The sequence below is a fragment of the Citrobacter freundii complex sp. 2025EL-00176 genome (assembly GCF_053309355.1).
Genome location: NZ_JBRYHT010000009.1, coordinates 77,175 through 96,170, shown reverse-complemented (window position 1 = coordinate 96,170; position 18,996 = coordinate 77,175). Strand labels below are relative to the sequence as shown.

Below are 18,996 nucleotides of genomic sequence, written 5' to 3'. Positions count from 1 at the left end.
TCTCATGTGTTATCTTCGCCAAACGCTGCTACTTGCTGCTACCCTGCTTTTCAGCACTGCGCCCTGGGCTAACTGCGTTAAAGTGACGGATAATAGTTTCCTTTCTCAGGCGGCGATTAAAGCAGGCTATACCGCGCGCTTCTGGCGCGGCGCCTTTGATGACAATATCGGTCATCTTGGTTTGCCCTCGGTCATTAGCGTTAGCGCGAATAATAAATTCCAGCCTTCCGGCACCGTGCTTGCCAGTACGGTGGGTAATTTCCTCACTGCAGGCGTTCAGACGCCCTATACGGCAAAGCAGGTACTGTACCGCTGTGATTTGCAGGACGCCGGGAAGCTGTATGAATTGTATTCAACCAACGGCGATAACTACTATGTTGGTGGAAGTCGGGCGAAAGAAGTGGAGGGAGCCTACTATGACGCGGAACGTAACGTCGCGGTACGCATGACGAATCTGAGTACCGGCGAATACTATAGCCGCTTTTGGAAGCAGCGCCAGCTTACTGCGGATAGTTGGTTTCAGGACGATCGCGCAATTTATATTCCTGCAGGTGCATTTAGTAATGTCCTGTATGAGATGATTAAAATCGCCGCCTCGGACCACTATGTTTTTGGCGACAGAATTAACAAAGACACCTATAACCAGCCGCGCGGCTATATCGCATTTAAGGGGCCAGGCCTACTGACCTCCGCCATTCAAGCCGGTATGGATCATGCTTCAAGTTATTATGGTTGGCCCGAATCCTGGCCCGGTGCGTGGGGGAGCTACAATCAGGTCACCTATATTCGCGGCGCGGCTTGCACCATTGAAGATTATCCCGCGACGGTGCTGCTTCCTACCATTACAGGGGAGGCGCTCTCTTCTGGCGAAAGCAGCGAATCGCCTTTCAGCATAACGCTGGAGTGCGAAGCTGGCGCGATGTCCTCGACTCATCCCACCACTAGTGTCGCTAACGTAGCCATGGGTTTTTTAGTCAATCAACCTGGCGCCGTGGCCGCCGCGCGCCGCCTTGGCCTGACGACCACCGGCGGTGGATTGACCTGGTTGCTGGATACGCATTATGGCGAAAAGGGCGTGGCTTCCGGAGTAGGAATACGGATTTACGATGAGGGCGGTGCGCCGCTTAACCTTTTGCCGGACAACATGAGTACCGGAACGGGCCACGCCCGTGGCTGGTATGGATATAAGGAGCTCACCGAACTAACGAGTAAAAAAGACCGCGGTTCGGTGGAGGTCTGGCACGGTGATTTTACCGCCTCCCTTGAGGCGCTCGGCGGACAACCGGTAACGGTAGGGAGCGTGAATGCACAGTTACAGGCAGTGGTTAGTTTTCAGTAAGGCGGTATTAGCGCTGCTGTTGCTGGCAGGTGTCATTTCTGCGCCGTTCGCTGCGGTTAACATTGACCGAACCCGGCTCGTATTCGCCGCTAACGATATTGTTCAGTCGCTGACGCTCGCAAACGACAGCGTAACGCCAATGCTGTTACAAATCTGGACCGACGCCGGAGAAACAGCCTCTTCCCCTGATAGCAGCCGTACGCCGCTGGTAGTATTGCCGCCCGTCTTTAAAATGCGGCCGGATGAGTTGAGAACACTTCGCGTGATGCTGAGCTCGCGCCGCAGTCTGCCAGAGGATCGGGAGAGTCTGTTCTGGCTCAACATTTACCAGATACCGCCAGAGCTGAGTGCGACGAAAAGCGCCACCCGCAAGCTAGTGTTACCCCTACGGCTACGGTTGAAAGTATTTATTCGTCCGACTGGTTTAAAGGCACCCACCGGTAATGATGAGCAGAAACTGCGCTTCAGTATCGCTTCTCAGGGCATCACGATTACCAATCCAACGCCTTGGTACATGACCCTGGCAGTAACGGCAACAAAAGGAATCACGATCGGTAACATCATGCTCGCGCCGTATGAGCGGCGTGATGTCGTACTTTCTCAGGCTCCAGTCGTGGGGACAACGTTAAACTATGCGGTGATTAACGATTCAGGTAACTGGCGGACCTATTCCGCAACCATTATGCATAATGAGAGGTGAACGCTGTTTTTCACAGATATCCATCCCCGCGCTGAGGCATTTTTCCATCGCACATGCATTGTTCAGGCCGGACTGAGTATCGACAATGATAAGTGAAATAACCACGCGGGTTTCACTGAGGATTTTATTAACCGGACTACTTAGCGCCGATCGATAAGCAATGTGTTGATGCAACACTATGCCTTCACAATACAGTAAAGCTGATCTCTGCCAGTACAGAATGGCCGGATAAAGATTCCTTCAGACTACGTTCGCGTAATAGATAAACGCGAGCTTGTTGCCGTCCGGATCGCGTACGTAGGCGCTGTAAAAACCCTGACCATACTGCGGTCTATGCCCCGGCGCGCCTTCATCTGCGCCGCCCAGGCTGAGCGCGAGGGTGTGCAACTGCTCAATATGCTCGACGGAACGCGCATTCAGCGCCACCATCGTGCCATTACCAACGCTGGCAGGTTGTCGATCAAAGGGGCGGCCGATGCACAACCCAACGGTGCGGTTGCCGCTAAATGTTCCCCACGACGCTCCTTCTTCATTACGCCCGGCCTGCGGTTGCCCAAGCAGCTCCATTAGCGGATCATAAAACTGAATGGCGCGCGGGAGATTGTTGGTGCCTAACATAATGTAAGAAAACATACTTTCCCTCATATTCATGATGCCAGGAGTCTCTGAGGTTTTCCCGTCGTGGTGGCGTAGATGGGATAGTCTGTTGGCCTGTTCAGAATGATTCGCGTAACAGCCAGGGGCTGTCGACCAGAACTTTCTCCCGGTGGCTGTCGCCGTTGATAATATGCAACGTACTTAAACGCCCAATCTCATAATGCGGTAACTGGACTGTGGAAAGCGGGGGTAAGAACAAATTTCCGATCCCGACGAGATTATCATACCCAAGAACAGCAATGTCCTGTGGGATGCGAATCCCTTGGGTCAACAGCGTCTGATATACCATAAATGCGATGCGGTCATTGCCACAAATTACCGAATCAAATTGCGGTATCCCCCGATCAATATATCTCAGCAAAATGTCCGGAATATCACGATAGTGTTCATCTCCATATTGCATATAGCAGTGATCGAGCGCGTCAGGATTAATATTGGCTTCACGGCAGGCGCGATCGAGCCCCTGACGGCGGCGTCGCGTCGCCAGATGGTTGACAGGTAAATGCAAGCAAAGAGGGCGACGGTATCCTGCTGCTAATAGCGCCTGCACTGCCGTATATTGCCCTTGTTCATCATTGGGAATATAGCTGGCAACTGCTTCTCCCTTGTTCTCACAGTTGGCCAGGACGCAAGGGTGCTTCAGAAGTCTGGAAGGGACGTTCACCTCACGTAATCCCATCGTGGTGAAAATGATCCCTCCGGGGCGGTGTGCGAGCAGCAGATCGACAATATCGTCAGGATTATCATCGGCAAACATGTTAACTACGAAGCTATTCCAGCCGTACGCGCGCGCGGTTTCCTCGATAGACAGCGTAATGTCGACTGAAAAAGGGGTTGTGACAGTATCCAACGCGAGCACGCCAATCGTTTTATTTCTGGAACCGACACGACGAACCTGCCGGGCAGAGAGGTCCGGCACGTAATTTAGCTGTAAAATAGCCTCCTGTACCCGGGACAGGGTTTCAGGCTTCACACGTTTCGGATCGTTCAGCACCCGAGACACGGTCATTAGCGATACATTGGCCAGTCTGGCCACATCTTTTAAAGATGCCATAGTCTTCCATTAAAGAAACTAACTACCCAATCCAGTATTGTACGCAATCCATCTATTAACGGGTTGTGAACAAAGACAAATATTTATTCCAGGCACCGAACCCCGATACCGATGAATGGCAAGCGACGATAAAAAATGTGATCTTGATCCTGGCATAAAAATGTTAACGTTAACTTTTGTGATTAACATCGATTATCGCGTCAAAATCAAGTGTACCGATAAAATGTTAACGTTACCATCTTGGTATGTCATTTCCCTGAGATTACGTAGATGAATAAAAGATCTTCTCGCAGCTATCTGCTGCTTAGCGCGCTGCTGTTCTTTTTCTTTGTGACCTGGTCCTCATCAAGTTCACTTCTCTCTATTTGGCTTCATCAGGAAGTGGGACTAAAGGCGTCGGAAACCGGAATTATTTTTTCCGTGCTATCCGTCTCGGCACTCTTCGCTCAGGTTTGTTATGGCTTTGTTCAGGACCGACTTGGCTTGCGTAAACATCTGTTATGGTGCATCACAGCGCTTTTGATCCTCTCCGGACCCGCTTATTTGTTATTTAGCTATTTGCTGAGTATTAATATTTTGCTGGGGAGTGTGTTCGGCGGTTTGTTTATCGGTCTGACATTTAACGGCGGTATCGGCGTTCTGGAGTCCTACACCGAGCGCGTTGCGCGTCAGAGTACCTTTGAGTTTGGTCGGGCACGTATGTGGGGGTCTCTGGGCTGGGCTGTGGCTACCTTTTTTGCCGGGCTACTGTTTAACATTAACCCGGACCTTAATTTCCTGGTGGCCTCTTGCTCCGGGATTATCTTCTTCTGTCTGTTGGCCCGTTTAAAAGTCGCGGCTCCGGCAAGCATGGAGAAACTCGAAATCGGCGCTAAAAAAGTCTCTCTGGAAGATGCGCTGAATTTGCTTACTCTGCCACGTTTCTGGGCCTTGATATTCTTCGTGGTCGGTACCTGCATTTACGGCGTTTACGATCAGCAATTTCCGGTCTATTTCTCTTCACAGTTCCCGTCATTAAGAGAAGGGAATGAGATGTTTGGCTATTTAAACTCTTTCCAGGTTTTTCTGGAGGCGGCGGGCATGTTTTGTGCGCCCTGGTTGGTTAATCGCATTGGCGCCAAAAATGGTCTGATATTCGCCGGAATGGTGATGGCGATGCGTATGATCGCTTCCGGGCTGGTGGAAGGACCGCTGCTTATTTCCATTACTAAATTACTTCACGCTGTTGAACTACCGATATTGTTAGTCGCTATTTTTAAATACAACAGTCTAAATTTCGACAAGCGTCTGTCCTCCACGATTTATCTGGTGGGATTTGCCTGCACCAGTTCCATTATTGGCACCGTATTATCCCCGCTGGCAGGCTTTAGCTATGAGAAATTTGGCTTCGCCCAGTCCTATCTCATCATGGGCATTATGGTGTTCTGCACCACGTTTATTTCAATTTTCCTTTTGCGCTCAAATAAGTCTTCATCTGAGCCATCCTTTCTGCAGCAAAACGCTGTGTAATGCACTGAGAGTAAAGACGATGACATCCTTATTAAAACAAGCCGAACAGACGCTTGAAAAAGCACAATCCAGTATTAATCCGCGATGGTATCCGCGGTATCACCTCGCTGCTCGCGCAGGCTGGATGAACGACCCTAACGGCCTGGTTTGGTTTGACGGTTGGTATCACGCGTTTTATCAACATCACCCTTATTCTCCTGAATGGGGGCCAATGCACTGGGGACATGCCCGCAGCAAAGATTTGGTGCACTGGGAGCATCTGCCAATCGCGCTGGCGCCAGAAGGTCCGGCGGATGTGGATGGCTGTTTCTCCGGCTCCGCCGTGGTGGATGGCGATATGCTGGCACTGATTTATACCGGACATAAATTTCACGGTTCGCCAGACACAGACGACAATCTCTACCAGGTGCAGTGTCTGGCCACCAGTCGTGACGGTATCCATTTTGAACGGCATGGGATGGTGATCGATACTCCCCCTGGACTGCATCATTTTCGTGACCCGAAGGTATGGCGTGAAGGGGAATTCTGGTACATGGTGGTTGGTTCCCGTGTGGAGAAGACGGGTCAAGTGCGTTTGTATCGTTCATCCGATCTCCGCCAATGGCAAGACGAAGGGATATTCGCTGAGGCTGATGAGGGGATGGGCTATATGTGGGAATGTCCTGATTTCTTTACTCTGAGTGGGAAGCGGATCCTGATGTTTTCTCCTCAGGGGATCGCGGCGAAAGGCTATCACCATCGCAACCTTTTTCAGAGTGGCTATTTACTCGGGGAATGGCAGCCCGGTCAACAGTTCACCTATGACGGACAATTCATTGAGCTTGACCATGGGCACGACTTTTATGCTCCGCAAAGCTTTCTGACCCCGGATAATCGCCGCATTGTTATTGGTTGGTTGGATATGTGGGAATCACCGATGCCTGAACAGCAGGACGGCTGGGCAGGCATGCTGTCTCTCCCGCGCGAACTGAGCCTTGGAGATGACCATCGGGTGAGAATGAAACCCGCTGACGAAGTCTCTGCGCTGCGTGGCAGCTATTATCCAACGCCAGCTTGTTGCCTGCGTAATCAGAAAGTCCTTATTACGGATGATGCCGAAGCGGTCGAGGTGCAACTGGTATGGGATCTAATCGCCTCTACAGCTGAACAGTTTGGTATGGCATTAGGGGATGGGCTGAGAATTTACGTCGATAATCAGGCCCAACGTCTGATAGTGGAGCGTCGCTATCCAGAATATTCACTGGAAGGAACTCGCAGTATTTCGTTGCCAGCAGACGGTGTACTGTCATTACGCATTTTTATCGACCGTTCATCAGTAGAGGTATTTGTTAATGAGGGGGATGCTTGCTTAAGTAGCCGAATTTATCCTCACCCGGCACAACGCGATCTTTCACTGTTTGCGAATCATGGTGTTGCCTCATTACAGGAAGCCGGATATTGGTCTTTGGATAAATAATTTAGTCCTGATTCGCCTTACCTCTTACATTGTGAGCTTTTATTTCTGCCAGTCTTAGGCTGGCATGTTATTGCCTGGAATAATGAGATAATGAAATGGATGAAATATTAATACCTCACTCTCGCGTTACCGCGAGAAATATCAAAAGGTTTGTGTTGAAACAAAAAATTCTGGCCTGTGTGATATCGTCCGTTACGGCATTTCCCGCTATCGCAGAGGATAATACCGAACAACCAGCTACCTATATCGGGAGTTATCAAAGCTATTTTTCTGATGAATATGACACGCCGCAAGATAATACTGGCCAGCCAACAAAAGGAGATGAACAATCGACGAATAGCGTCACTGTCCCTCCTGTTACTACAGGGGCAGAAAGTAAACGGGCAACTTCATCGATGCCGACAGCCTCGCATCGAGAAACTGAAAATAAAACAACCGAGGTGAAAAAGAGTCATGCTTTAGATAAGCCTGATGATGTCAGTGTATTGCGTTTAAGACAGGAAGATCCTCCTGTTCACTGGGACAGCATTGGTCGTAATATGGAGGCTGGCGGCCTCCATGGAAATATCAGCACTCAGATAGAAATTGATGATGTTCGTTGGAGTGATAATAAGAAAAATAGCGGCAAATTTAAACTCGCCACCATTCAGGCTTTTTTAAGACATGATGAGCTACCAAACTGGTACTTTGGCTTCTGGAATGCCCGCGAGGATAGCTATAAAGGACAATTTAGTAATCAGGATTACAAAGGCACAAATACGATCAATGAGTTTTTTGTCGGCCATATTTTTGAAACCTGGCGCGGTAATATCGGTACGGAGGTTATGGTCGGTTCGGAAACAGCAACTAAACGTTGGAAAAACAGGTACAAAATCTGGCAGGACCTGCGACTGACCAACAAATGGAGCCTGGCCGGTTACGCCTATGGGGAATATCAGCCGCAGGGCAACGAACCGGGAAATGGCGATCTTGAGCAGTACATTTTTGAAATTGAACCCGCCATTCAATACCGTGTGAATCCCGATCTCGGCCTGTATTTGCGGCCATATTATTACTATAACCGTCAGGAACGTGAGAGCTGGGGCGACATTGTAGAAGAAGAATGGAAGGTTACCGCTGGGCTCTGGCGAAACTGGTATCCTCTGTTAACCTCCCTGTATTTAGGTTTCGGCCAGGACAAAATAGATAACGCCAGCAATGGCAAAGAAGTTTTCTATGACGGTCGTTATAAATTTATTGGCGGCACCATCAGCTATCCAGTTTTTGGTGAAGTTCGATTATATGGTGAATTCAAAGCACAATTCACGAAAGAAAACGGGCTTTGGACTTCTAGCGGCCATTCGTGGAATCCCTTTACCGTGGTTGGCGTGAATTATAACTTCTGATATTCAGGTGTAACATGAAAAAAATAATATTAGTGGTATCTGCCGCTCTGTTGGCACTTTCGTTTATCAATATGCCAGCCTGGTCGCAACCTTCTAAAGAAACATTACACAATAAAAGTATTCGCAATATTAATGATTTTTTTCCTCGGGTGGAGGGATCATTTGTGGGTGACCCGATGCCTGTTTATAACGATGGTGAATTTGATATTTTTTATCTCAATGATGTACGCGGCGGTAGCGATTTAGGCGTACATGCTATTCATTTGCTATCGAGCACTAATTTATATAACTACCAGAACCATTCTGAGGTGATTCCCTACGTTAACGACGTTGACGATCCTGAACTGCTATTGGGAACCGGCTCGATTATTAAAGTTGGCAATACCTGGCATGCCTGGTATACCGCGCATAATGAAAATGTGTTCCCGGTTGAGTCCATTATGCACGCGACCAGTAAAGATCGCCTTCACTGGGTAAAACACCCACAGGATACGATCCTGCCAGGTGATAATTATCGCGGTAATGACTTCCGGGATCCTCATGTTGTTTGGGTTGCAGAAAAGAAAGAGTTCTGGATGTTAATTACCACGCGAAGCGAGGGGCGCGGTGTCATAGCCCGGTACAGTTCAACCGATTTAAAGAACTGGGAAGACCGTGGTGTATTTTTTGATAATGACACGATTACCAGTAACTCTAACCTCGAATGCCCAACGCTGGTTTTCTTTAACGGACGTTGGTATCTCAGCTTTAGCGACCAATGGCCGCTACGCCTGACCCAGTACCGAGTTGCGGATAATCCGGATGGACCATGGCGAAAGATGGACAATTATGTGGTTGATGGCTCGGGGTTTTACGCAGGAAAACTCGTACTTAAAAACGATCGCCTGTTTGTTTTTGGTTGGATCCCAACCAAAGCAGGAAGCAGTGACAATGGCAATATTGACTGGGCAGGAAATCTGGTTGCTCATGAGCTCATCGCAGATGAGCAGGGGCAGCTTAGCAGCATCCTTTCACAGGAACTTCAAACGGCCATAAATGATAACCCCGGTCCGGTGACCAGCTTAACAAGCAGTAAAATGATAAAAACAGCAACACAGTTTGGTCCATTACAATCTGCAGTGTACCCACCGCTGCCCAAACGAGGTGAGTTAAGTGCAACTATAGATATCCCTTCTGCTGGAATGGTTATGAGTTTTGGTCTGACTGACGACAGAGTAAGCGATGCAAAGCTTAACGTTGTGTTCAATAAGAGCAAAGGCAAGGTCTACTTTTTCAATGCGCCACTCGCATCTATTCACCATGCGAATGCGGAATCATGGGTAAATATTCCTCTGGATGAAAAAATTGAGTTACGTGTGCTGATTCAAAACTCAATTGCTGTTTTTTATATAAATAATAAAGCCGCATTCAGTACCCGAATGTATTCCATGGCGGAGAAATCCTGGAGTATTAGTTTGCCACAAAATGATAATTTTCACGCCACATTGAAAATAAAAGAAATAATATAACGAGATATCACTATGAAAAACTATCATGCCCTGTCTGTTATTTTTGTTCTTCTTTTTCCGGCGCTGGCGAATGCGAGCATGAGCATCATGAAGGATGTATCGGGAAAGGTGATTGCTGTAGATCCGTGGTCATATCTGGATGAAGACGTGATGTGGACCTCAACCCGCTCATCAAATCCTGCCGGCGGTCGTGTTCATGGTCAACTGAAAATGAAATATTCTATAGAGGATAATAACTGGCGTAACAGCCATTTCCATAACGGAAATGATTCACTGACATTTGTACAAGGAGTGATGCGTCATGATGCGTTACCCGGTTGGTATTTGGCATTTTCTGAGGGCCGAACCACTAACTATAACGGGACCTGGGAGGATCAAACATACCTCAGCCAAAATCAGTGGACTCAGTTGATTGTTGGTCATGAATATTTCTACAAGCGTCTACGCTATGGCTGGGACGTGATGGGCGGGAGTTCATCACTTGATGACCGTTGGCAGGGGCGCGTCAAGTTCTTTACCGATTTGCGTGTTACGGACAATTTCTCGTTCTTTAACTATCTGTATCAGCAGATTGATCATCGCCGTAATGGTGGTTCACAAAATGACCGGGATAGACGTTCATTTCAGATTGAACCCGGCGTTCAATACATTATTAACAATACCACTGGAGCCTGGTTCCGCCAGCAATTCGCTTCTGCAATTTTAGACCGTGCGCAATGGGGAGATATTGATGAAAAAAGTTGGACAACATCACTTGGCGTCTGGCACAACTGGGGGAAATTATCCACGACATTCAGCGGTGGATATGGGCATTACAAAAAGAATAATGCGCGAGTTGAAGATGGCGAGGTATTCCAGAATACCCGTAACCGCTTTCTTAAATTATCAGCAAATTATCCATTAACTTCTCGTTTTACGGTATCCGGCGAAATAACCGGTTCGTTAATAAACCAGAGTGGCAGTTGGGTCACTAATGGTGATGCCATAACCACTGACTATAAGCTGATGCTGGATTATAACTTTTAACCGTCACGTTTAAATAAATGCGTTAATTACCATTGAGGAAATGTCATGAATATCTGGACGCTTGGCGATGCGGTGGTTGATCTTTTGCCGCTTTCAGACATGCAATATCAAGCTTGTGCAGGAGGAGCGCCATTCAATGTGGCAATTGGTACTGCGCGTTTACACAGGCAAAGTGGTTTTATTGGTCGGGTTGGTGATGACGACTTTGGCCACTTTCTAAAAACAACGCTGTCTGATGCAGGCGTCTCAACTGCAAGCCTTCAGGTGGATAATCAGCACAGAACCAGTACGGTGCTGGTCTCGCTGGGTAACGGTGGAGAGCGTGGATTTACATTTTTAACCAATCCTTCCGCGGATCAATTTTTAACGTCCGCCGCGCTTCCTGATTTTAGCGACGATATTCTGCACTTCTGTTCTCTGGCTCTGGTGGCTGAAGGTTGTCGTGAGACATTGGCTTCTGCCATCGCTCAGGTTAAACAACGGGGCGGATTACTGAGTTTCGATGTAAATTTACGCGAGCAAATGTGGCCCGATAAGGATGAGATGCTCAAAGTGGTACGCCACTATTCTTTACAGGCTGACATTCTTAAGCTTTCGGAAGAAGAGTGGTACTGGATGACCGGTACACACGATTTTGCCCATGCGCTTAACGGCCTTAAAGCGCTGCCTGCACAACTGAAAGTTGTGACCTACGGAGCGCAGGGCGCGATGGTGCTTTGGCAGGATAATGTGATCCATTTCAACGGTTATACCGTCGACAGTATCGATACGACCGGGGCGGGGGATGCTTTTGTTGCCGGCTTGCTGGCCTGGCTTGCAGACAACCGGATGCCGGAGTGTGTTGAACAGCTTCGCCAGGCTATCGCCTGGGCCAGTGCCTGCGGTGCGCTCGCGACAACCCGCAAGGGCGCACTGACCGCATTGCCGGATATCGAAACGCTGAATGCTTTTATTACGCGATGTCATCTACCGGACTACGAAATAAAAGACCTTTAAGCATGATAACGGCGAGCTAAATAATTTTAGCTCTCTGTGATTTTTGTGAATGTCCCCGCATCCTCATCGGATAGCGGGGGTTTTTACTTTATTTTTGCCATTCCGGCTCTTTACCTTTTTGATGCTTGATAGATACATCCTCTGAGTATATCTACTCAGAGGCTAATCTTTTATTTTTTTAAACTGAATTATTAACGTCTGGTCGAGGTATTATTTCTCTTACATACGATATTCAATCATCCCACTCTTTTTGGCAACCCAGTCATACAGTCGTTGCCCACGGAGATTGGTTTCATGCGTGTGCCAGTATAATCTTGACGCGTGGTTTTCCTGGGCTTGCTTTTGAACATACTCGATCAGCTGTTTACCTATGTGTTGACCGCGTACGTCTTCGCTAACAAATAGATCTTCGAGATAGCAATAGTTTGATTCAGTCCAGGTTGAGCGGTGAAAAAGATAATGCACCAGACCCACTATTTTACCATCATATTTAGCGACCGCACAATAAACCGGTTCGCCGGGCGTCAGAAAACGCTCCCATGTTAATTTTGTTACGTTATCTGAAATATTAGTGCGATAAAATGTCTGGTAGTTTTTCCATAAAGGGAGCCAGCCGGAATAATCTTCTTGTTCTGCAGCTGTAATAGTAAAAGTATTTTTGCTATTCATATATTTATCCTGATATTGTATAAGAATAATGTGTCAGGAGGATGATCCTAGGGGCTTTATAAATTCTCGTAAAGAGACACTTTTTACCTATTGATAGGATCCACTTTTAGCATAAAGGTTAATACAATGAAGAAAAATAATGCACCTTTATTTCAAGGATTTGTTTTAGGCAAAGGTGTCGTGAAGGAACAGGTTTATCATGCTCTTCGTGAACACATTCTTGCTGGTCGATTACCCGCAGGAACAAAGATGCCTTCAACCCGGGCGTTGTCCGAGATGATGTCAATCTCACGAAATTCAGTCATTGCCGGTTATGACAGGCTATTAGATGAAGGGTATATTCTGACCCGGAAAGGGTCTGGTACCTATGTTGCGCACCATATCCCAGATCGGAGTATCAGCAATAGCTATCCAATGATGGCGCCGGGGGAAGTCGTCATTCCTGATGAACAGCTAAACAGCCAAAATAATCCTGTGCGCGATTTATGGTCGAATGAGTATGAAGGGCGCGGCATGAACCGTCTGTTTGCGGTTGGCGTTGGCTGTACGGATCTCTTCCCGCACGCACTATGGGGCAAATTACTGCAACGGGTCTGGAGACAATCCCGGCATTAACTGGGAGCACACACTCACCCTTGCGGATACCTTCCTTTGAGAAAAGCGGTTTGTCGTTACATCAAAACAACGCGTGGCGTGAACTGTAACGACGATCAGATAATCATCGTAAATGGTATCCAACAGGCATTGAACATTACCGCACGAGCGCTGCTGTCGACAGGCAATGAAGTTTGGCTGGATGACCCGGGTTACAAAGGCGCACGAGGGGCTTTTATGTCCGCTGGCGCGATTGTGAGGCCGGTACCGGTAGATAGCGAAGGAATGAACGTGCGCTATGGAATTGATCATTTCCCTGACGCTAAGCTGGCCTATGTTGTCCCGTCGGATCAATATCCATTAAGTGGAACATTGAGTTTACCCCGGCGTTTTGAGCTATTGGAATGGGCGAAGTCAAACCAGGCATGGATATTTGAAGATGATTATAATAGCGAGTTCCGCTATGCCGATCGTTCTTTACAGGCACTACAAGGATTAGATGACAATCAACGGGTTATTTATGCCGGTACATTTTCGAAAATGATGTATCCAGAATTCCGTTTAGGTTTTTTAGTTGTTCCGCCCGGTTTACAAGAACAGATTATGGTGACGAAATATTTTACTGATCTCGGCACCAGTTATCTTGAGCAGGCCGTGATGGCGAATTTTATTGAGGAGGGACATTATGCCAGTCATGTGCGGCGAATTCGCAAGGCGTGTTATGAAAGAAGAACTGCGCTGGTCAATGCTATTCAAGAACACCTTGCTGATAAAATGATTGTTCAGCCTTCTGACTCTGGGGTTCATATTGTATGCTGGCTACAAAATGGATTGAGTGGAAATGAAGTCGAGGAAAAAGCCAGAGCGCTTGGGATGGGAATACTATCACTGAGCCGTTATTACCATGGAGATATCACCCGACAGGGAGTTTTGATTGGTTTTGCTAATCATCCTGCTGAGAAAATTACTGATGGGATACGCCGTCTGGCTCAGGTTATTTAATGAATAAGTTATTCAGCTCTTATCATTGATGCTGTAATACGCTGGTTTGGCTACGTCTAAAATATTATGCCTTTTTTATACAATGAAATGCTGTGGATCCGTTAAAAACATGCATTGTGGTTCTTTTGGACTGCTCAGTTTGATCATACTCTGCGCTGGTTTAGTCCTGTTTTGTAAGAGGTACAGATATGTCGGGCATCTTTAACCAATTCCACCAACCCGTAGGTCAGTCTTTGTCGGACTGGAAGGGCGTACCCTTTCCACAGGCTCAGCAAATTACAGGTCGCTATTGTAAGCTTGAACGTATTAACGCCGAACGCCATGCAAAAGAGTTGTATGAAGCGTACTGCGAAGCGAGCGATTTTCGTGACTGGACATATCTGGCAGCAGGGCCTTTTGACACTTTTGCTTCCTTCCTGGATTATGTAAAAAACATGGAAGAACAAACAGATCCAATGCATTTTGCCGTGATTGATTTAGCCAGTATGAAACCTGTTGGTACGTTTGCACTGATGCGTATTGATCCCTCAAATGGTGTGATTGAGGTGGGGCATATTTCTTACTCCGTACGCATGAAACGCACACGAATTTCAACGGAGGTCATATCATTGCTTTTAAAGTACGTTTTTGAGGATCTGGGCTATCGCCGTTTTGAATGGAAATGTGATGCGCTTAATGCGCCTTCCCGTGGGGCGGCGGAGCGTTTTGGCTTCAGTTTTGAAGGCATATTTCGGCAGGCTATTGTTACCCATGGGCGAAATCGGGATACCGCATGGTACTCAATTATTGACGGTGAGTACCCGACACTCCGACCGGCTTACGATATGTGGCTTAATGAGCGTAATTTTGATAACCAGGGACGGCAGATTAAACGTCTTGGGGAATTGATGGAAAGGGTATAAAAGGCTCCCCGAATAAACAGGGGGAGCCTGAAAGCTAAACACACGCGCAGAACTATTTCTGCCGCGACTCAAGCCAGACCAGCGCCAGCGTGGAGAACGCGCACATCAGCAAAATACCGACCAACCAAAACAGATACCACATCTTACAGTCCTCCCGGGTAAAGTTCGTTGTTGTGGCGGCGGATCGTTTCTACCTTGATTCGCCCCAGCATCTTGTAATAACTCCACGCGGTATAAAGCAGCACTATCGGTAGAAAAATCAGCACAATAACCAGCATGATACTGAGCGTCATCTGGCTGGAGGTACTGTCCCACACCGTCAGGCTGGAAAGGGGCTGCACGCTTGAAGGCATCACAAACGGAAACAGGGTGATTCCGGCGGTGAAGATCACGCAGGCCTGGGTCAAGGAAGCGCACAAAAATCCCCACACGGCGCGGCGTTGGCCGCAGGCATAGATCGCGAGCATTGGGAAAATCATGCCAAGTAGTGGAATAATCAACAGCAGTGGTGACTGATAAAAGTGTGCCATCCACGCGCCCGGTGAGGTTGTTACCGCTTTTAATAGCGGGTTGGAAGGACCGTTCGGATCCTGGCTAAGTAGCACAAAGCCATCAATTCCCGTCCACAGCCAGTAACCGGCTAACAGGAAGCAGAGTACCACCAGCATTGCGCTGCGACGGGTGGCGGACAGCGCGCGTTGGCGAATGATGCCCTCGGTTGTTAACTGGAGCCACACGCTCCCTTGCAGAATAACCAGCATCAGGCTTAATGCGCCACACAACAGGGCAAAGGGAGAGAGTAACTGCCAGAAGGTGCCAAGGTATTGCACATGCAGTTGCGGCGTGAGGATAAAAGGCACGCCCAAAAACAGGTTGCCGAACGCAATGCCGAAAATAACAGGCGGTACCAGACTGCCGATAAGCAATCCGCTATCCCACAGTTTTCGCCAGCGCGCATTGGCGATTTTACCGCGATAGTCGAAAGCCAACGGGCGGAAGAAAAGGGCGCATAGCACCAGAATCATTGCCGCATAAAACCCCGAAAAAGCGGCAGCGTACACGCGTGGCCAGGCGGCGAATAATGCGCCACCTGCCAGAATAAGCCACACCTGATTACCTTCCCAGTGCGCTCCGACGCTATTGATTAACACCCGGCGTTCGTCATCGTTACGTGCAATTAGCGCTAACAGACAGCCGACCCCCATATCAAACCCGTCAGTGACCATAAAGGCCACCAGAATGATGCCAATCAGCAGCCACCAAATGAGCCGCAATGTTGCATAATCCAACATGATTATCTCCTTTATCCCTGTTGTTGCGCTGGTTGTTGGCTCGTCATCGTATCTGGACCCAGACGCGCGTATTTTTGCATCAGGTAGACCTCTGCAATTAAAAACAGGGTGTAAAGCGTAAGGATAAGCCCCATGGAGAAGGCCAACTGGCTCGCGCTCAGCGCGGAGTGGGCGTACCAGGTGGGTAAAATATCCTGAATCGCCCACGGCTGACGGCCAAACTCCGTCATGAACCAGCCTGCTTCAATGGCAATCCACGGTAGCGGCAAACTCCACAGCGTCATGCGCAATACCCAGCGATGCTGGTCGATACGCCAGCGTAAGGTTTGTATCAGCGCTATCGCCATCACCAGCAACAGCAGAGAACCGCATCCAATCATGATACGGAAACTCCAGAACACGGGGGCTACCTGCGGGATGGTGCCGCGTTGCGCGGCCTGATATTGCGCTGGCGTAACGTGGTTCATATCAGGCGCGTAGTTCGCCAACAGGATGCCGTAACCCAGATCATTTTCTACGGCGTGGAAAGCCTTCAGTACCTGAGGCGTGCGGTGACCGTTGGCGATTTCCTGCAACAATAACCACGCTTCCCGGCCCCGCTGTAGGCGGGGGAGCGCGTCCGCCATCAGATTTTTGAGTCCCGGAACCGGGGTATCTAAAGAGTGGGTCGCCAGGATCCCAAGCAGGGCCGGTATCTTCACGGAAAAGGCGTTACGCTCTTGTTGCTGCTGCGGCCAGGCTATGACATGAAAAGGGGCGGGGGCGGGCTCGGTTTGCCATTCGCCCTCCATTGCCGCCAGTTTTACCGGCTGGAGCTGGGCGACCTCATAGGCTGAACTGTCACCCAGTTGCAGGGTGCCGAGGATAGCCAGCGTGCCGAAAACGGAACCCACCGCGAAGGAGCGCAGGGCAAACTCGCGATTGCGACCACGCAGCAGATACCAGGCGCTGATGGACATCACAAACATGGCGCCCGTGACATAACCGGACATCACGGTATGGACAAATTTCACCTGGCTGACAGGGTTAAAGACCAGTTCGCTAAAACTGCTCATCTCCATGCGCAGGGTATCGATATTAAAGCGAGCACCGGTTGGGTATTGCATCCAGCCGTTAGCATTGAGGATCCACAGCGCCGAGATATTGGAGCCAAACGCGACCAGCCAGGTCACCAGTAAGTGCTGGTACTTGTTTAAACGCTGCCAGCCGAAGAAGAACAGCCCGACGAAGGTGGATTCAAGAAAGAAAGCCATCAAGGCTTCCATCGCCAGTGGGGCGCCGAAAATATCGCCCACATAGTTGGAATAGAGCGACCAGTTAGTGCCGAACTGAAACTCCATGGTTAGGCCGGTTGCCACGCCGAGCGCAAAGTTAATACCGAATAACTTTCCCCAGAAACGCGTCATGTCGCGGTAGATGGTTTTGCCCGTGGCCACGAACAGGGTTTCCATGATGGCCAGCAAAAAAATCAGCCCTAGCGTCAGGGGAACAAACAGAAAGTGGTACAGCGCGGTCAGCGCAAACTGCCAGCGCGATAAGTCAATGACGTCCCACATGCGAACTCCATCAGGCATTAGAGAGTGAATAGATAAGGAAGAAAACGCCAGCCAGACCCACAGCAGAAAAGTGCGCGAGCCTGGCGAGTGGTCAGGCAGGCGGGCCGGATGCCAGCCAGGCGCAGACTTCATCCAGGCGCTCGAGGGAGTCGAGCAGATCTTCCGGCGCAGCCAGTACCAGTTCCGGTAATGGGCAGATCTCATAACTCTCGAGTAAAAGCCCTTTCAAGGTATCCAGACAGCTTACATGCCAGACATGGCGCAGCGCCGTGGCGTTGATTTGGCTCTCGCCGTAGCCGATGGTGCGGATCTGAATGTGCCCTTCGCCACACAGATTGGCGAGGAAGCGGCGATCCTCGTCGCTAATCGGCAGTTGGGTGAGGTTAATGCTATGGGGAAGCGTGGCTGGATCGCGCACGTGCGCCAGCAGTTCCTGGGCCAGCGTCAGGCCATTCATCAATCCGTCGATGGGTGGAGGCAGCAGGCTATCGTTCGGCAGCGTATTGAGTGTTGCCGCCTGCCACAGCGCCTGCGGCGCGCTACCGGCTTCCAGATGTTCCTCCCATTGGCCCTTGTCATTCTGACAACGCACTCGCCAGATGCCGCAGAAAATCGACTCCTGAATTTCGCTTTCCCGGCCGTCAGCATGCTGGATGCGCGCTGAAACTTCGCCTTCACCGAGCAGCGTATTTAAAAACGTGAGATCGTCGGCATTGAGCGTGGATAAATCCCATCCCAGTACGTCCTGCCTGGCGGGAATTCTCCGGGTAAGCTGGTGGCAAACATCGGCTAACAACGCCATCACCGCCGGGCTGTGCGGGCAGTTTTCCAGTATCGCCATGCTGGGGTCGCTGTTGACCTGGCAGGTTAGCGGCAAGGGATTCATGCTGAAGCTGTCATCACCCGGCTGCGTACCCGGTCCCAATAAATGAAAAAAGGTTTCGCTCATCTCGCTGGCTCCGGCAGTATGCGTTCTTCAACGAGGGGACGCATCAGGTTGAGCAGGTCGGCCCAGGGGTGGATGCCGCTGAGAATGCCGCGCAGCTCACCGTGGATAAACACCAGAGTTGCCGGGAAGCGGAACACGCTAAAACGATCGCCAATCGCCTCACTGTGTTCGAGGTCGGCGATGGCTATTTTCCAGGCAAACCGGGGAAATTCTCGAAGCAGCTCGGCAATCATGACCGGGTTATCGCGGACTTCCGGCGTGCGACGAGGATCGCTACTGAGCAGGACCACGCCATCACGCACGCGGGTTACCCAGCCATCCAGTTCAGACGCGCTCAGCGGTTGCCAGCCACGCGCCAGCATACGTTGCCATAACGCAGAAAATGGGGTGTCATTCGACATA

General features: G+C 49.5%; 17 protein-coding genes and 1 pseudogene. 10 read left to right on the top strand and 8 right to left on the bottom strand.

Annotated elements, in window-relative coordinates; genetic code table 11:
- The first annotated feature begins 4 nt into the window (after positions 1-4).
- Both stbD and ACVXHP_RS17145 read left to right on the top strand, forming a co-directional pair.
- Positions 5-1,339 (top strand): fimbrial usher protein StbD, encoded by a 1,335-nt coding sequence (stbD, locus tag ACVXHP_RS17150; protein ID WP_447571881.1) that lies wholly within the window; start codon positions 5-7, stop codon positions 1,337-1,339.
- Complete coding sequence (locus ACVXHP_RS17145) at positions 1,305-2,039, top strand: fimbrial assembly chaperone (protein ID WP_447571880.1); 735 nt, start codon at positions 1,305-1,307, stop codon at positions 2,037-2,039. Before stbD ends, ACVXHP_RS17145 begins: the two co-directional genes overlap by 35 nt.
- A 240-nt stretch (positions 2,040-2,279) precedes the next feature.
- Here the strand turns inward: ACVXHP_RS17145 and ACVXHP_RS17140 are convergent, their stop codons facing one another.
- On the bottom strand, positions 2,280-2,672 hold the full coding sequence (locus ACVXHP_RS17140; protein WP_304696720.1) for a VOC family protein: 393 nt from the start codon (positions 2,670-2,672) through the stop codon (positions 2,280-2,282).
- Positions 2,673-2,754: 82 nt separating this feature from the next.
- The gene (locus tag ACVXHP_RS17135) at positions 2,755-3,750 is read right to left on the bottom strand and encodes a LacI family DNA-binding transcriptional regulator (protein WP_200007946.1); all 996 of its coding nucleotides are present in this window, start codon (positions 3,748-3,750) and stop codon (positions 2,755-2,757) included.
- Between the two features lie 270 nt (positions 3,751-4,020).
- On the opposite strand from ACVXHP_RS17135, the gene ACVXHP_RS17130 reads away from it, so the two are divergent.
- The 6 genes from ACVXHP_RS17130 (at position 4,021) to ACVXHP_RS17105 (ending at position 11,630) form a co-directional block, all read left to right on the top strand.
- Complete coding sequence (locus ACVXHP_RS17130; RefSeq protein ID WP_110498687.1) at positions 4,021-5,259, top strand: MFS transporter; 1,239 nt, start codon at positions 4,021-4,023, stop codon at positions 5,257-5,259.
- 19 nt (positions 5,260-5,278) lie between these two features.
- Positions 5,279-6,715 (top strand): glycoside hydrolase family 32 protein, encoded by a 1,437-nt coding sequence (locus ACVXHP_RS17125; RefSeq protein WP_447571879.1) that lies wholly within the window; start codon positions 5,279-5,281, stop codon positions 6,713-6,715.
- Positions 6,716-6,810: 95 nt separating this feature from the next.
- Positions 6,811-8,100 carry an OmpG porin family protein gene (locus ACVXHP_RS17120; protein WP_447571878.1) on the top strand — a complete coding sequence of 430 codons (1,290 nt, stop codon included), beginning with the start codon at positions 6,811-6,813 and terminating at the stop codon, positions 8,098-8,100.
- Between the two features lie 14 nt (positions 8,101-8,114).
- Complete coding sequence (locus tag ACVXHP_RS17115) at positions 8,115-9,608, top strand: family 43 glycosylhydrolase (RefSeq protein ID WP_447571877.1); 1,494 nt, start codon at positions 8,115-8,117, stop codon at positions 9,606-9,608.
- A gap of 12 nt (positions 9,609-9,620) precedes the next feature.
- Positions 9,621-10,634: an OmpG porin family protein gene (locus ACVXHP_RS17110; RefSeq protein WP_200007936.1), complete on the top strand. Its 1,014-nt coding sequence runs from the start codon at positions 9,621-9,623 to the stop codon at positions 10,632-10,634.
- A gap of 45 nt (positions 10,635-10,679) precedes the next feature.
- Complete coding sequence (locus ACVXHP_RS17105) at positions 10,680-11,630, top strand: aminoimidazole riboside kinase (RefSeq protein ID WP_447571876.1); 951 nt, start codon at positions 10,680-10,682, stop codon at positions 11,628-11,630.
- 219 nt (positions 11,631-11,849) lie between these two features.
- On the opposite strand, the gene ACVXHP_RS17100 is transcribed toward ACVXHP_RS17105, so the two are convergent.
- Positions 11,850-12,299: an N-acetyltransferase family protein gene (locus ACVXHP_RS17100; protein WP_447571875.1), complete on the bottom strand. Its 450-nt coding sequence runs from the start codon at positions 12,297-12,299 to the stop codon at positions 11,850-11,852.
- A 126-nt stretch (positions 12,300-12,425) separates the two neighbouring features.
- Here ACVXHP_RS17100 and pdxR point away from each other — a divergent pair.
- Both pdxR and ACVXHP_RS17090 read left to right on the top strand, forming a co-directional pair.
- A pseudogene (gene pdxR / locus ACVXHP_RS17095) lies at positions 12,426-13,895 on the top strand (MocR-like pyridoxine biosynthesis transcription factor PdxR).
- Between the two features lie 188 nt (positions 13,896-14,083).
- A complete protein-coding gene (locus ACVXHP_RS17090) occupies positions 14,084-14,797 on the top strand; it encodes a GNAT family N-acetyltransferase (RefSeq protein WP_304696726.1) in 714 nt (237 codons plus the stop codon).
- Positions 14,798-14,849: 52 nt separating this feature from the next.
- Here ACVXHP_RS17090 and cbdX read toward each other — a convergent pair whose 3' ends face one another.
- From cbdX to hyaE, 5 genes are all read right to left on the bottom strand, one after another.
- Positions 14,850-14,939, bottom strand: a complete 90-nt coding sequence (gene cbdX, locus ACVXHP_RS17085) for a cytochrome bd-II oxidase subunit CbdX (RefSeq protein ID WP_069323885.1) — start codon at positions 14,937-14,939, stop codon at positions 14,850-14,852.
- A gap of 1 nt (position 14,940) precedes the next feature.
- Complete coding sequence (gene appB / locus ACVXHP_RS17080; protein WP_447571874.1) at positions 14,941-16,089, bottom strand: cytochrome d ubiquinol oxidase subunit II; 1,149 nt, start codon at positions 16,087-16,089, stop codon at positions 14,941-14,943.
- Between the two features lie 11 nt (positions 16,090-16,100).
- Positions 16,101-17,645 (bottom strand): cytochrome bd-II oxidase subunit 1, encoded by a 1,545-nt coding sequence (gene appC, locus ACVXHP_RS17075; protein ID WP_447571931.1) that lies wholly within the window; start codon positions 17,643-17,645, stop codon positions 16,101-16,103.
- A gap of 91 nt (positions 17,646-17,736) precedes the next feature.
- Positions 17,737-18,594: a hydrogenase expression/formation protein gene (locus ACVXHP_RS17070; RefSeq protein ID WP_447571873.1), complete on the bottom strand. Its 858-nt coding sequence runs from the start codon at positions 18,592-18,594 to the stop codon at positions 17,737-17,739.
- Positions 18,591-18,995 carry a hydrogenase-1 operon protein HyaE gene (gene hyaE, locus ACVXHP_RS17065; RefSeq protein WP_447571872.1) on the bottom strand — a complete coding sequence of 135 codons (405 nt, stop codon included), beginning with the start codon at positions 18,993-18,995 and terminating at the stop codon, positions 18,591-18,593. The genes ACVXHP_RS17070 and hyaE overlap by 4 nt, the downstream gene beginning before the upstream one ends.
- Position 18,996 lies beyond the last annotated feature (1 nt).